Annotated in this window: 11 protein-coding genes and 1 pseudogene; 4 read left to right on the top strand and 8 right to left on the bottom strand. The window is 69.7% G+C overall.

Annotated elements, in window-relative coordinates; genetic code table 11:
• Nucleotides 1-59 precede the first annotated feature (59 nt).
• The gene (locus tag ACFY2B_RS04715; protein WP_390761687.1) at nucleotides 60-629 is read right to left on the bottom strand and encodes an NAD(P)H-dependent oxidoreductase; all 570 of its coding nucleotides are present in this window, start codon (nucleotides 627-629) and stop codon (nucleotides 60-62) included.
• Between the two features lie 276 nt (nucleotides 630-905).
• Here ACFY2B_RS04715 and ACFY2B_RS04720 point away from each other — a divergent pair, with 276 nt between their 5' ends.
• Complete coding sequence (locus tag ACFY2B_RS04720; protein WP_390761688.1) at nucleotides 906-1,493, top strand: TetR/AcrR family transcriptional regulator; 588 nt, start codon at nucleotides 906-908, stop codon at nucleotides 1,491-1,493.
• An 87-nt stretch (nucleotides 1,494-1,580) separates the two neighbouring features.
• Here the strand turns inward: ACFY2B_RS04720 and ACFY2B_RS04725 are convergent, their stop codons facing one another.
• The 3 genes from ACFY2B_RS04725 to ACFY2B_RS04735 form a co-directional block, all read right to left on the bottom strand.
• Nucleotides 1,581-2,333 carry a lysophospholipid acyltransferase family protein gene (locus tag ACFY2B_RS04725; RefSeq protein ID WP_390761978.1) on the bottom strand — a complete coding sequence of 251 codons (753 nt, stop codon included), beginning with the start codon at nucleotides 2,331-2,333 and terminating at the stop codon, nucleotides 1,581-1,583.
• Between the two features lie 275 nt (nucleotides 2,334-2,608).
• Nucleotides 2,609-2,911 carry a hypothetical protein gene (locus ACFY2B_RS04730; protein WP_390761689.1) on the bottom strand — a complete coding sequence of 101 codons (303 nt, stop codon included), beginning with the start codon at nucleotides 2,909-2,911 and terminating at the stop codon, nucleotides 2,609-2,611.
• Nucleotides 2,908-3,336 (bottom strand): DUF6313 family protein, encoded by a 429-nt coding sequence (locus tag ACFY2B_RS04735; RefSeq protein ID WP_390761690.1) that lies wholly within the window; start codon nucleotides 3,334-3,336, stop codon nucleotides 2,908-2,910. The genes ACFY2B_RS04730 and ACFY2B_RS04735 overlap by 4 nt, the downstream gene beginning before the upstream one ends.
• A gap of 402 nt (nucleotides 3,337-3,738) precedes the next feature.
• Here ACFY2B_RS04735 and ACFY2B_RS04740 point away from each other — a divergent pair, with 402 nt between their 5' ends.
• The gene (locus tag ACFY2B_RS04740; RefSeq protein ID WP_390761691.1) at nucleotides 3,739-5,700 is read left to right on the top strand and encodes a LamG-like jellyroll fold domain-containing protein; all 1,962 of its coding nucleotides are present in this window, start codon (nucleotides 3,739-3,741) and stop codon (nucleotides 5,698-5,700) included.
• Between the two features lie 162 nt (nucleotides 5,701-5,862).
• Nucleotides 5,863-6,375: pseudogene (locus tag ACFY2B_RS04745) on the top strand (alpha/beta fold hydrolase); the annotation flags it as partial.
• A gap of 294 nt (nucleotides 6,376-6,669) precedes the next feature.
• Here ACFY2B_RS04745 and ACFY2B_RS04750 read toward each other — a convergent pair.
• Nucleotides 6,670-7,629 (bottom strand): NADP-dependent oxidoreductase, encoded by a 960-nt coding sequence (locus tag ACFY2B_RS04750; RefSeq protein WP_390761692.1) that lies wholly within the window; start codon nucleotides 7,627-7,629, stop codon nucleotides 6,670-6,672.
• A 152-nt stretch (nucleotides 7,630-7,781) separates the two neighbouring features.
• Here ACFY2B_RS04750 and ACFY2B_RS04755 point away from each other — a divergent pair, with 152 nt between their 5' ends.
• A complete protein-coding gene (locus tag ACFY2B_RS04755) occupies nucleotides 7,782-8,624 on the top strand; it encodes a helix-turn-helix transcriptional regulator (RefSeq protein ID WP_390761979.1) in 843 nt (280 codons plus the stop codon).
• Nucleotides 8,625-8,737: 113 nt separating this feature from the next.
• On the opposite strand, the gene ACFY2B_RS04760 is transcribed toward ACFY2B_RS04755, so the two are convergent.
• From ACFY2B_RS04760 to ACFY2B_RS04770, 3 genes are all read right to left on the bottom strand, one after another.
• Nucleotides 8,738-9,691, bottom strand: a complete 954-nt coding sequence (locus ACFY2B_RS04760; RefSeq protein WP_390761693.1) for an amidohydrolase family protein — start codon at nucleotides 9,689-9,691, stop codon at nucleotides 8,738-8,740.
• Between the two features lie 65 nt (nucleotides 9,692-9,756).
• Complete coding sequence (locus ACFY2B_RS04765) at nucleotides 9,757-11,172, bottom strand: FAD-dependent oxidoreductase (RefSeq protein WP_390761694.1); 1,416 nt, start codon at nucleotides 11,170-11,172, stop codon at nucleotides 9,757-9,759.
• A 47-nt stretch (nucleotides 11,173-11,219) separates the two neighbouring features.
• Nucleotides 11,220-12,704: a catalase gene (locus ACFY2B_RS04770; RefSeq protein WP_390761695.1), complete on the bottom strand. Its 1,485-nt coding sequence runs from the start codon at nucleotides 12,702-12,704 to the stop codon at nucleotides 11,220-11,222.
• Nucleotides 12,705-12,769: the final 65 nt, after the last annotated feature.

Below are 12,769 nucleotides of genomic sequence, written 5' to 3' on the forward strand. Positions count from 1 at the left end.
ATGCGATCCCTGATCGCAGGCGACCACCGATCACATGGGAATGACTCGTCCGGGCCGGATCAGGAGCAGAGAAGCTCGCGGTAGCGCTTGGCGTGCGCGGCGAGGTTCTCGTCCGAGACGGTGCGGGCGCCGTGCAGAACCAGCGGCTCGGCGAGACGCATGCCGACCAGTCGGGCGGTGGCGTCGAGGGGTGCCAGCAACTGGGTCATCGTGAAACGGGAGGTGGGATCGACAGAAGCGTACGAGGCTTCCGGCCCGCCGGTGGAGGTGACCAGTTGGAGGGTCTTGCCGCGCAGTGCGGTGCCGCTGCTGCCGTAGGCGAAGCCGTGGGCGAGGACCTGGTCGATCCATGCCTTGAGTACCGCGGGGACGGAGTACCAGTACCAGGGGAACTGCCACACGATCCGGTCGTGGTCGCGCAGCAGTTGCTGCTCTCGGGCGATGTCGAAGCGGCCGTCGGAGCGGGCGGGGCCGATCTCATGGACGGTGACGTGCGCGAGGTCGCTCACGGCCTCGGCCAGGCGGGTCGTGATGCGGGAGAAGGCCAGGTCGGGGTGGGCGACGACAACCAGGGTGCGCAAGGAGAGCGGGCCGGCCGAGGGCGCGGGGAGGGGGCTGGGACGGGGCATCGGGGTTGATCCTTGACTGTGGTCGGCTTACGGGAGAGGCGGAGCAGACGATCCGTACGCCACGTGGACGTCGATCACGTCTGCCGGCGGCGTAGGCGCTACTCCCTCGGGGGAGCGGGTGCCATGCTTCGAGTTCTTGTGACGGATCGTTCCGTCCCAGAGTTTGTGACGGAACGATCCGTCTGTCAAACTGGGACCGTGCCCGGCGCGCGGACAAAGGGCCCGTCGCGCGCCCGTCGACTCGATGCGGCGCATCACCAGCAGAAGGAGCACACCATGGCTCGCAAGACAGCGGAGGAGAACCGGCGCCACGTCCTGGCCGTGGCGAGCCGCCTGTACTACCAGCGCGGCATCCGCGCTGTCGGTATGGACCTGGTGGTCAAAGAGAGCGGGGTCGGCAACGCCACCGTCTACCGGCAGTTCCCCACCAAAGACGCACTTGCCAGCGCCTACACACAGGACCGCGCCGACGCCTGGTTCACGCGCATGCGCCAGGTCTCCGACAAGGTCGACGACCCGCGCGAGAAGCTCCTCGCGATCTTCACGGCCGTCATCGAGGAAACCAGACAGCCCACCTTCCGCGGCTGCCCCATGCTCAACACCCATACCGAGTTCCCCGACCCGCAGCACTCCGCAAACCGTGTGGCGGTCGCCCACGAGCAGCGGGTCCGCCAGTGGATGCGCGACTTGGCGGCCGACGCCCGCGCCACCGACCCCGAGCAGCTCGCCGACGAGCTGATCCTCGTCCTCAACGGGGTCTACGTCACCGCCACCGTCCTCGGCCCCCAGGGCCCCGCCCAGCGCACCGGTGAACTCGCCCGCCGCCTCATCTGGACCGCCTGCGACGAACCTGGCCGCCCCTGAATCCGGCACCGTGCCTGACCGGCCGGGCGTCAGCAGGGCGGGTCGGGCCGGGTCACACCCTCCTGCCCCCTCCCCCTCCCCCTGCCCTCAGTCGCCCCGGCCCTCTCTCTTCCGCTGGCCCTTCTTCTGCCGCGCCAGGGCCTCGGCCCCCCGCTGCCCCCGCCGCTCAAACCGACCCCGGGCCGGGTCGTAGGGGCGGACCGGGGCCTTCTCGCCGCGGATCTCCTCCAGTTGACGGGTGATGGCGGCCATGATGACCTCGGTGGCCTCCCTGAGGACGTCCGGCGTCATCTCCTGGCCGTAGAAACGCGACAGGTCCACCGGCGGGCCCGCGAGCACGTGGTGCGTCTTGCGCGGCAGCAGGTCGAACCTCTTGGCGTACGGCGGCAGCAGCTCGTTGCAGCCCCACTGGGCGATGGGGACGACCGGGCACCTGGTCGTCAGGGCCACCCGCGCGGCGCCGGTCTTGCCGGCCATGGGCCACTGGTCGGGGTCGCGGGTGAGGGTGCCCTCGGGGTAGAACGCGACGCACTCACCGCGCTCCACCGCGTCGATCGCCGCCCGGAAGGCGCTGAGCATCTCGGTGCTCTCGCGGTAGACGGGGATCTGTCCGGTACCGCGCATCACCGCCCCGATGAATCCCTGCTGGAACAGGCCGCTCTTCGCCAGGAATCGCGGCACCCGTCCGGTGTTGTACTGATAGTGCGCGTAAGCGAACGGGTCGAGCTGTGAATTGTGGTTCACCGCGGTGATGAATCCGCCCGCCGCCGGGATGTTCTCCATGCCCCGCCAGTCCCGCTTGAGGACCATCAGGAGGATCGGCTTCACCAGCCATGCCACGAGCCGATAGGAGAACCCGCGCCGTCGTGGCCTTCTTCGGCCGGCGCCGTGGAGGACGGACGTTTCGGGCGTACGGCCTTCCGTGGGGGCGTCCGGTGCCGGTGTCAGTCCGTCGAAGGAGCGACGTAGCCGTTCGGCGTCCTGCTCCCCCGGGCCGCGGACGAGCCCGATGTCGCTCACCGCGCGTGCTGCTTCTCCCACGGCGTCCGGGTCGGCGTCGGGGACGGCCGAAGCGATCATCTCGCGGATGATCTGCTCGGCGGGGATCTTCTCCGTCATCGGTTCACCCCGCCCCGCCCGGAATCGCGGCCGTCGCGTCCGTCCTGCGCGCAGGCCCAGCAGCACCCTTGCTGGAGCAGCCCGAGACACAGGGTACGGGCCAGATCCTCGGCGCGACGGCCTGCCTCCGCGGCGGTCATGTCGTCCAACTCCTTGGCCCGGTCGGCGATGTGCTGAACGGTGCGGGTCCAGTGTTCCTTGGCCAGTCCCCAGTCCCCGTCGTGCAACTGCCCGGTGAAGTCCTGCGCGAACCGCCGGGCGTCGCCGCCTTCATCGTAGAAGGCACCAAGCGTTCTCATCCGCTGTCTCCGGCACGGGGAGACGGCGGTACCGAGCCCTGCGCGGTCATCTGCTCCAGCAAGTCGTCCTCGGGCACCCGTCGCCGCTTGTCGATCTCCCGGTTGACCAGGTAACCGGTGGCGCCGCCGACGACGGCGGGGACGACGAGCCAGCCGGTCAGGGACAGGAACCAGGCGTAGCCGGGGAACGGGGTGTCGGCGGGGGAGGTGATCCCCACGAGGACGTCGTAGGAAACCGTCCAGCCCAGGAGGAGGCCGCCGACGCCATAGAGGGCGACGACGCACGTGCCCCACTTCAGGAATCGGGTCAGCAGCCAGTGCTGGGGCCGGTTGAGCCTGGAGACGGATCTCCGCCAGTCCCGGCAACGTTCCCGCCAGGTGTCGCGGGGCGGCGGAGCGGGCGGCGGCGGAGCAGGCTGTGACACGGCACGAACATAGCGAAATTCACCCGCCCGCATGGGCAGTCCGCGCAGGAACAGGGCGGGCGGCAGCTCCGGGCACGACCTGGATCCCATCGGTTTCCGGCACGTACACGTGGTCAGCGCCCCTGGTCGGCGGCACCCCGACGATCTCGGGCGCGGGAGGCCGGGAACGCGTCCGCCGAGGTCGTCCGCGTACGGTCCAGGGCCGCGGTGGATCGGTCATGACCGGCCGGAGGGGTTTTAGTTGCTGTCTGCACACATGAGATCAGCTCCCGGTCACAGTTCGGCTTGCGCTTCAGACATGGACAGACACTTGATCTCCGCTCGTCATCTCACGTCTGCCCGGCTTGGTCCACTTCCGATTAGCTTCATTTCGTTTGCAGTATCCACCCCGGAAGGACCCCTATGTGCACACATGGTGACCATTCGTCACACGATGCGGCCGGGCAGAACCGCCGAGGTTTCCTGCGCAACGCGGCGCTGGCCGGTGCGGGAGCGGCAGCCGCGGGCGTCGGCGCGTCCACGCTCGGTGCGACTCCCGCGTTCGCCGCGGACACCGCGAAGAGCGGCCGGATCGGCACCTGGAGACCGGATGCGACCGCCCTCCAGTTCACCCTCGCGGTCATGCCGGACACCCAGTTCCTGTACTGGGGCAGCCAGGACAGCGTCAACCGGACGCCGCAGGAGGAGTCGTTCCGCTACATCATCAACAACAGCGGGAACGGCGGCGACAAGGGCGACAACATCGTCTTCATGACGCACCTCGGCGACCTGACGCAGGACGCCGACGCGTCGTCGTTCCAGCAGGTCGACAAGGCGTTCGCGCTGCTGGACGCGCACGGTGCCGCGTACAGCGTGGTGGCCGGCAACCACGACGTGTCCGGTGACGACAGCCGCGGCGACACGTCGTACCTGCAGACCCTGGGCCCCAAGCGGTTCAAGCACTCGAAGACGTTCGCCGGGTCGGACGCGACCGGTTACAACACCGCGCACATCTTCCAGGCCGCCGGCCGCTCGTGGCTGGTGCTGGCCCTGGACTGGCGGACCACCGACCAGGGCTTCGCGTGGGCCAACGACGTCATCAAGGCCCACCCGAAGATGCCGGTGATCCTCACGGCCCACGACATCGTCTACTCGGACTACGATGACAACGTTTTCCCGTACGAGTCGGGCGACCCGGAGAACAACGCCGCCCTCTCCGGGTACGGCGAGACGATCTGGGACAAACTGATCAAGGACAACGACCAGATTTTCCTCACCCTGAACGGCCACTACTGGCCGTCCGGGCGCACTACCAAGAAGAACACCGCCGGCAACGACGTGCACATGCACATCACGAACTACCAGAACCGCTACTTCGGCGGCGGCGGCATGATCCGGCTGTACCACTTCGACCTGGCCCGCAACACGATCGACGTCGAGACGATCAACCCGTGGATCCTGGCCCAGGACCCGGAGTCCCGCAACGAACTGGCCGCCGAGCACGCCCGGATCACCGGCCCGGTCGACGACTTCTCGATCCCGATCGACTTCGAGAAGCGGTTCTCCAGCTTCATCCCGGTTCCGGTCCGGCCCGCCCGCCCGGCCGAGAAGGAGCTGGTCAAGGGCACGCTGGCGTACTGGCGCTTCGACGGGCAGGGCGCGCCCGGTACCCCGCTCGGCGCGGGCCAGACGGTCCGCGACCTGACCGGCAAGGGCAACGACCTGACCGCGGTGACCGTGCCGGGCACGGCCGCCGACGCGCTGACCTGGTCCGCCGACCACCACCCCGACCAGCCCGGGCACGCCAGCCTGAAGTTCGCCGGTGGCCGGAACCCGCTGCACGGCACGTACCTGACCACGGGGCCGAAGGCGCCGCTGAACACCGAGACGTTCAGGTCCGGGTACACCTTCGAGACGTTCGTGATGATGCCGCTGGACTGGGACTCGGGCAACAACGGCTGGGCGTCGATACTCAGCCGTCGCGGCTCCGCGGGGGCCGCCGGCAAGCACGGCAAGAACACCGACCCGAACGACGCCCTGGTCCAGTTCGCCATCTCGAACAACGGCCGCGAGCCGCAGTTCAACCACTACCCGCTGAACAACACCTACCCGACGACCAACTGGGGTCACGGCCTGGTGGAGCTCAAGTGGTGGCACGTGGCGGTGGTCAACGACGGCCGGTACACGAGGCTGTACGTCGAGGGTGCTCCGGTCGTCGACAACCCGAAGCGGGTGTCGATCGGCCTCACCTCGCTCGGACTGCCCTGGCTGCTGGGCGGCCACGAGAGCGGGGGCGCCATCGACATCGTCTTCCACGGCAACGTCGGTGACACCCGCATCGTGAACCGTGCCCTGTCCCTGGACGAGTTCCTGACGGCCCAGTAGGGCGGACCGTCCCTGGCCCGCCCAGCGCCCCTGCTCCTCCTGGCCCCCTGGTCCTCCCGTCTCCGGCCCGCCCGCCGGAGACGGGAGGCACCGTCGGCGAGGGCGCCTCGGCCCACGTGCTCAACCTCATCCAACCCGGCCGACGAGAACGCAGGCACTCCGGTGAACCTGAGGGGCCGATTGCCGTTGCCCCTCTCGAACGTCCTGATTGATCGCGTTTGCAGTGCGATTCAGACCGAGCGTCGCTGGAACGAGACTGCGATCCGCGACACTGTCCTGGCCTGGACGGAAACCGGCAGCGGCCCGATCGCCATCTGGGCCCATCCCCTCTGCAGCAGCAGCCTGACCCCAGAGACCGTCGGCCCCTACAACTGGGAGCCGGTCGCTGCAGGAGGGCACCGCCTGATCCGTTATGACGCCCGCGGCCATGGACGTTCTGGAGGGTGGCCGAATCCGGCGGACTTCTCCTTCGAGAACCTCGCCCGTGACCTGCTGGGCCTCATCGACGTGCTCTCGCCGGAGGCGCCGGTCGCCGGGATCGGCATGTCGCTGGGCACAGCGACGCTGCTTCATGCCGCAGTTCTCGCTCCCGACCGCTTCGAGAAGCTCGTGCTGACCGCTGCGCCGGCAGCGTGGGACACTCGGGCGCCCCAGAACAAGCTCTATGCGTCGTTGGCGGAACTCGTGGAAGAACGCGGCTCCGCCGCAGTGGAGTCCTTGCTGCGCGATGCGCCCGTTCCCGCACCGCACCGCACCGCACCAGGGTGTACCCCGACGTCGACGACAACCCTGCACCCGCTCACCGCAGCCGACGACCGGCGGGCGAATGCACTCGACGCCGCACCGCTCGACGACCCCGGCGAACAGAACGCAGCCATTCGCCGGCTACATCCGCCGGCCCAACACCCAAGCGGAAACAAAACCCGGATTCGCGACGCCTTCCCGCCGGCCCCCGCTGACCGGGCTCCGTCAAACGGAGCCACGCGGCACCGTCACCACGTGCTTGCCCACGACGCCGCCGCGCTCGAACGCCTGGTGCGCCGCGGCGATGTCCGCGAGCGGGTACACGCTGTCGATCACCGGGCGCAGCGCACCCGACGTGACATGGTCGGCCACATCACGCAGCACGGCGCTGCCCGGGTTGGCGCTGAAGGCGCGGATACGGCGCGAGCCGTGCACGCTCGACGCGGCGATCGCGGCCAGGGCCGACGGAGACAGTGCGACGGTGACCATCCGGCCGCCCTTGGCCAACCGGCTCCGGTAGCAGTGCAGTTCCGTGCCGACGGTGTCGACGATGACGTCGTACGGCCCGATCAGGTCCGAGGTGGTGGAGCGGTAGTCCAGGACCTCGTCGGCGCCGAGGTCGGTCAGGAACTCGGCGTGGCGGTCGCGGGCCAGCGCGGTCACATGGCCGCCCATGGCGTGCGCCAACTGTACGGCGGCCGTGCCGACTCCGCCGGCCGCGCCCCGCACGAGGACCCGTTCCCCGCCCACGAGGTGCACGCTGTCGCGCAGCGCGATCAGCGCCGTGGCGCCCGTGACGACCAGCGAAACCGCCTCGACCGACGAGAGGTCCGCCGGGGCGTGCGCGACCCGGTCCGTGGAGACCACGACGTACTCGGCCGCACCCGCGGTCGTGTGCCGCCGCCGCGGATGCACCATGCCCCACACCCGGTCCCCCACCCGGTAACTCTCGACACCGCCGCCGGTCGCGGCGACCGTCCCCGCGAAGTCCAGCCCCGCACCGATCGGGAACCGACGCCCCGACACCATCTTCAGCTCCCCCGCCCGGACGATCACATCGTGCCCGTTCACGCTGGACGCCTCGACCGCCACGAGGACCTCCCCCGCGCCAGGAGAGGGACGATCCACGTCATTGATCCGCAGTACGTCCGCCGTACCGAAACTCGTGATCTGAGCGGCCTTCATGTCGCTGTTCCCTCCGTGATCGGCTGTGGTGCGTCCGATGCTGGACCCCAGACGCGACATCGCGGTCGTTCTCGTTTTCCTGGGTCTGGCAGACCCACCCTCGCGGGCCGCACCAGCGGCATACTGGCGCGGTGACCGACCCCTCCCAAGTCATGAGTGACGATCCCCGACGCGAACTCGCCGAGTTCCTGCGCACACGCCGAACTCGGCTGCGGCCAGAGGCCGTCGGACTGGAACCCGGCCCGAGGAGGCGCGTCGCCGGGCTGCGGCGTGAGGAACTGGCCCTGCTGGCCGGGGTGAGCTCGGACTACTACCAGCGCATGGAACAGGGCCGCGACGTACGGCCCTCCGAACAGGTTCTGGACGCCCTCGCGCGCGCCCTGAACTTCTCCGCCGAGGAAACCCGCCACCTCCACAGTCTCGCCGCCGCCGCCCGCGTCCCGGCCCGTCTGCCGCGCTCGTACGAGCCGGAGGACGTACCCGACACGACGATACGGCTGCTGCACACCATGACCGCGCCCGCTCTGGTCATCGGCCGTTTCCTGGACGTGCTGGCCTGGAACCCGCTCGGCGGTGCCCTGCTGGGCGAGTTCACCCGCCGGCCGCAGCGGGAGCGGAACCTGCTGGCGCTGTTCCTGCGCCCCGAGGCCGACCGGACCTGTCCGAACCGGGCGGCCACCGTCGCGGAGCTGATCGGGATGCTGCGGACACAGGTCGCCGCCGATCCCCGCCACCCGCGCGCCGTGGAACTGGTGGGTGAACTCGCGGTCCGCAGCGACGAGTTCGCGGCCCTGTGGGCCCTCCACGACGTGCAGGAACCGACCCGCGGCCACATGCGCCTCAGCCACCCCCAGGTCGGCGAGCTGAACCTGGACTGGGACGCCTACCCGATACCGGGCAACCCTGGCCCCGCTGTCATGGTCTGCACCACCCCCGACGGCAGCCCCGACGCCGAACGACTCCACCTGCTCGCGGGCCTGCTGGGCACCCCTTGACCCACCACGGAATCCGATCCTGCCTGGACCGGCAACGCAGCTCGTGCGCGGTGATCAGCCGGAAAGGGCGCTCTGCGGGCCCGTACGCGAGGCCCTGCCGTGGCCCGGGCAGGTCACCCGAGTCCGGCAAGGCGTGGGAAGAGTGCTTCGGCGCTGCCGCGGCCGATCGCGTGCGCCTGGCCGGGATCGATGCCGGGCGCGGTGTCGAGATAGTGGTTGAACCGGCTTCCGGCCTCCTCGGGAGCGAAGGGCCAGTCGCTGCCGTAGAGGATGTGGCCGGGTTCGGCGAAGGCCAGCAGGGAGGGCAGCGCGCTGGGGCCGGAGGCCAGTGCGGTGTCGAAGAAGAACCTCTTGAGGTCGCGCAGGAGTTCGTCGCCGTCGCGCCCCGGCTCGACGGCCATGGAGGTCAGCACGGAGAACCGGTACGCCGCGTAGGGGAGGAAGCCGCCGCCGTGGGAGAGGACGACCTTGACGTCGCGGTGCCGGCTCAGCACCCCGGCGAGCGCCATGTTCACCGCACTGCGGGTGGTGTCGAAGACGTAGTCCACCAAGGGCGCCGGGGTGCCGGCGAGCAGCGGCATCGGGGGCTGCGCCGGGTGGACGAAGACGACGGCGGAGCGCCGGTCGAGTTCGGCCCACAGCGGCTCGAAGTCAGGATCGCCGAGGTAGCGTCCGTGCGTGTTGGACATCAGGACCACACCGTCCGCGCCCAGCACGTCGAGCGCGTACGTCGCCTCCTCAAGGGCGCCGTCGACGTCCGGGAGGGGGACGCTCGCGAAGCAGCCGATGCGGGACGGGTGGTCCTTGACCTGCTCGGCGCCGTACTCGTTGACGGCGCGGGCCAGTGCGCGGGCCTCGGCGTCGTCGCCGAGGTGGACGCCGGGCGAGGTGACGGACAGCACCCCGGTGGCGATGTTCTGCCGGTCCATCATCGCGATCGCGTCCGCCGTCGACCACGCCGGGACCGGCCAGCCTCCCGAGTCCAGGCCGCGGTCGTCCAGCGCGTCGCGCCACCGGGGCGGAACGATGTGCTGGTGGACGTCGATACGAGCGGTGGACGCAGCCATCACGAGCCTCCTGGAACCCGGCCGACGAGAGGGTCAAGTCTGCTTCCGCGCCGCCCGGACGGTGGTCAGGCACGCCCGTGCGGTGCTTCGGGGCGTTGTCTCAGCAGGAAGGTGAGTCCTTCGGCCATCGTGGGGTGGGCGAAGATCGCGGCGCGCAGCGCCGTGTACGGGACGTGCCCGGTCATCGCCGTCTGGACGGCGGCCATGAGTTCGCCGGCTTCGGTCCCGAACGCGGTGAATCCCAGGATCTCGTCGCTGTCCGCGGCGATCAGCATCTTCATGAATCCGCGTGGCTCGGACAGCGTCCTGGTCCGCAGGACGGCCGCCATGGGGAGGGTGAGCAGCCGGTATCCGATGCCGAGGCGCGCGGCATCGGTCTCGCCGAGGCCGACCCGCGCCAGCTCGGGATCGGTGAACAGGCAGGACGGCACCAGGCGGCCGGTCGTGGTGCTGCCGCCGCCGTGCAGGTTGTCGTACACCACCCGGAAGTCGTCGAAGGCGACGTGGGTGAAGTGGGGGCTGCCCGCGCACTCGCCCATGGCCCACACCCCCGCCGCCGTGGTGGCCAGGCGCTCGTCGACCGCGACATAGCCCGTGTCGGTGAGCTTCACGCCGGCCCGCTCCAGTCCCAGGTCGCCGGTGTTCGGGGTGCGGCCGACGCCCACCAGCAGGTCGGTGCCGTCGATCACACAGGGGCCGTCCGGCCCGTCGGCGGCGACGCGCACGGCGGAGCCGGACTCCCCCTCGACCCCGTGGATACGTGTGTGGAGGTGGACGGTGATCCCCTCGTCGTGGAAGAGGTCGAGGATGGCCGCGGCGACGTCGGCGTCTTCGCGGCCTGCCAGCTGCGGCCCGTGCTCGACGAGGGTCACCCGCGCCCCGAAGCGCCGCATGGCCTGCGCCAGTTCCAGCCCGACGTAGCCGCCGCCGATGACGATCAGGTGCTCCGGCAGACGGTCCAGGTCCAGCAGTTCCACGTGGGTCATCGGCCGGGCGGCGGCGAGACCGGGCACGTCGGGCACCGTCGCGTGGGTGCCCAGGTCCAGGAACACCCGCTCGCCGCGGAGCCGGCGCCGGCCGACGTCGGTCACCTCGACATCGACCGACCGCGCACCGGTGAACCGCGCCTCGCCCATGATCAGCTCGGCGCCGCTGGCCCGGTAGCGGTCCAGATGCATCCTGCGCAGGCCCTCGACCATGGCCCGCTTCCTGGCCTGCACGCCCTTCATGCTGGTCGCCGCGGACTCCAGCTCGACCCCGAATTCGGCGGCGCGTCCGGCGTAGGAGCGCACCTTCGCCGACTGAATGATGTTCTTGCTGGGCAGGCACGCGATGTTCGGGCACGACCCGCCGATCAGCTTCCGCTCGACGACAGCGGTACGGTGGCCCTCGGCCGCCAGTGTCCAGGCGAGGTACTTTCCTGCTTCGCCGCTGCCGATGACGAGGACGTCGTAGTCCTCGGTGTGTGCGGTCGTGGACATGCGGCCTCCCGACGTCGCCGATGTTCCCGAGATCCCTCAGAAGGGCCCTACCCACGGCCGGGCCGCGCCGACGTCCCCAGGCCGAGACCTCGGGCGACGCGCGCACCGAGGTCGGGGTCGACCTTCGTCCAGTAGTCGTCGACCGCTCGTTCCTGGACGAAGGGTTCCACCTCCTGGCTGAGGTGCCCGACGATGTTGTCGACCAGGTGGTCCTGATCGGCCGGTGTCAGCACGTCGCGGTAGAGCGTGCCGGGCTGGACGAAGTCGTCGTCGTCCTTGTGCGCCTCGTAGGCCGCGCGCATGATGTCGCCGGCCTGCACGAACCAGCCGGGGTCGCGGTAGCGCTGCGGTTCGCCCCTGGGCCCGCTGTAGCTGTTGGGCGCGTAGACCGGCTGGTCCCCGATGGGGCTGTAGCACATCGGGCCGTCCTTGTTGTAGTTGTGCACCTCGGTGACGGGCCGGTTGACCGGGAGCTGCGCGTAGTTCGGGCCGGTGCGGTAGCGGCTCGAATCGGCGTAGGCGAACATCCGTCCCAGCACCATCCGGTCGGGGCTCGGCCCGATGCCGGGGACGAAGTTCGCCACGTCGAACCCGGCCTGCACGATCTGGGCGAAGAAATTCTCCGGGTTGCGGTCGAGGACGAAGCGCCCGACGGGGATCGGCGGGTAGTCGTCGTGCGGCCAGGTCTTGGTGATGTCGAACGGGTTGAAGTGGTAGTCGGCCGCTTCCTCATAGGGCATGATCTGCATTTCGAGGCGCCAGGCGGGGAAATCCCTGCGGTTGATCGCGTCCCGCAGGTCGCGTCGGTGACAGTCGAGATCCTCCGCGCGCATGGCCCGGGCCTCGGCGTCGGTCATGTTCTCGATGCCCTGCTCGGTCTTGAAGTGGTACTTGACCCAGAACTTCTCGCCCGCGGTGTTCTCCCACATGTAGGTGTCGCTGCCGTAGCCGTTCATGGTGCGCCAGGTGCGCGGCGTGCCGCGGTCGCTCATCAGGATGGTCACCTGGTGCGCCGACTCGGGCGAGAGCGTCCAGAAGTCCCACTGCATGTTGTTGCTGCGCAGGCCGCTGTCGGGCATCCGTTCCTGCGAGTGGATGAAGTCGGGGAATTTCATGGGGTCGCGCACGAAGAAGACCGGTGTGTTGTTGCCGACGAGGTCGTAATTGCCTTCTTCGGTGTAGAACTTGAGGGCGAAACCGCGTACGTCGCGGTCCGAGTCCGGATAGCCCTCTTCGCCGGCCACCGACGAGAAGCGGGCGAGCATCGGCGTTCGCTTGCCGACCTCGCTGAGGAAGGCGGCCTTGGTCCACTGGGTGACGTCGGCGGTCACTTCGAAATGGCCGAAGGCGCCGCCGCCCTTGACGTGATACACCCGATCGGGAACACGCTCGCGGACGAAATGGGCGAGTTTCTCGATCAGGTAGGTGTCCTGCAGCAGATTGGGACCGCTGGTCCCGACGGTGAGCGAATGCTCGTCGCTGGCCACCGGACATCCGGCATCGGTGGTCGTGACGGGTGGTTGATCGGTCATCTCGTCGCCTCCGCGGCAGGTGCGTGTCCTGGCGTCTCCCGGGGAGCCGCGCACCGTGCCGTGCT

Source organism: Streptomyces sp. NPDC001270, from assembly GCF_042896695.1.
GTDB lineage: Bacteria > Actinomycetota > Actinomycetes > Streptomycetales > Streptomycetaceae > Streptomyces.

Coding starts and splice junctions, on each gene's coding strand:
- ACFY2B_RS04715 (WP_390761687.1), bottom strand. CDS start 629: ATGCCCCGTCCCAGCCCCCTCCCCGCGCCCTCGGCCGGCCCGCTCTCC.
- ACFY2B_RS04720 (WP_390761688.1), top strand. CDS start 906: ATGGCTCGCAAGACAGCGGAGGAGAACCGGCGCCACGTCCTGGCCGTG.
- ACFY2B_RS04730 (WP_390761689.1), bottom strand. CDS start 2,911: ATGAGAACGCTTGGTGCCTTCTACGATGAAGGCGGCGACGCCCGGCGG.
- ACFY2B_RS04740 (WP_390761691.1), top strand. CDS start 3,739: ATGTGCACACATGGTGACCATTCGTCACACGATGCGGCCGGGCAGAAC.
- ACFY2B_RS04750 (WP_390761692.1), bottom strand. CDS start 7,629: ATGAAGGCCGCTCAGATCACGAGTTTCGGTACGGCGGACGTACTGCGG.
- ACFY2B_RS04755 (WP_390761979.1), top strand. CDS start 7,782: ATGAGTGACGATCCCCGACGCGAACTCGCCGAGTTCCTGCGCACACGC.
- ACFY2B_RS04760 (WP_390761693.1), bottom strand. CDS start 9,691: ATGGCTGCGTCCACCGCTCGTATCGACGTCCACCAGCACATCGTTCCG.
- ACFY2B_RS04765 (WP_390761694.1), bottom strand. CDS start 11,172: ATGTCCACGACCGCACACACCGAGGACTACGACGTCCTCGTCATCGGC.
- ACFY2B_RS04770 (WP_390761695.1), bottom strand. CDS start 12,704: ATGACCGATCAACCACCCGTCACGACCACCGATGCCGGATGTCCGGTG.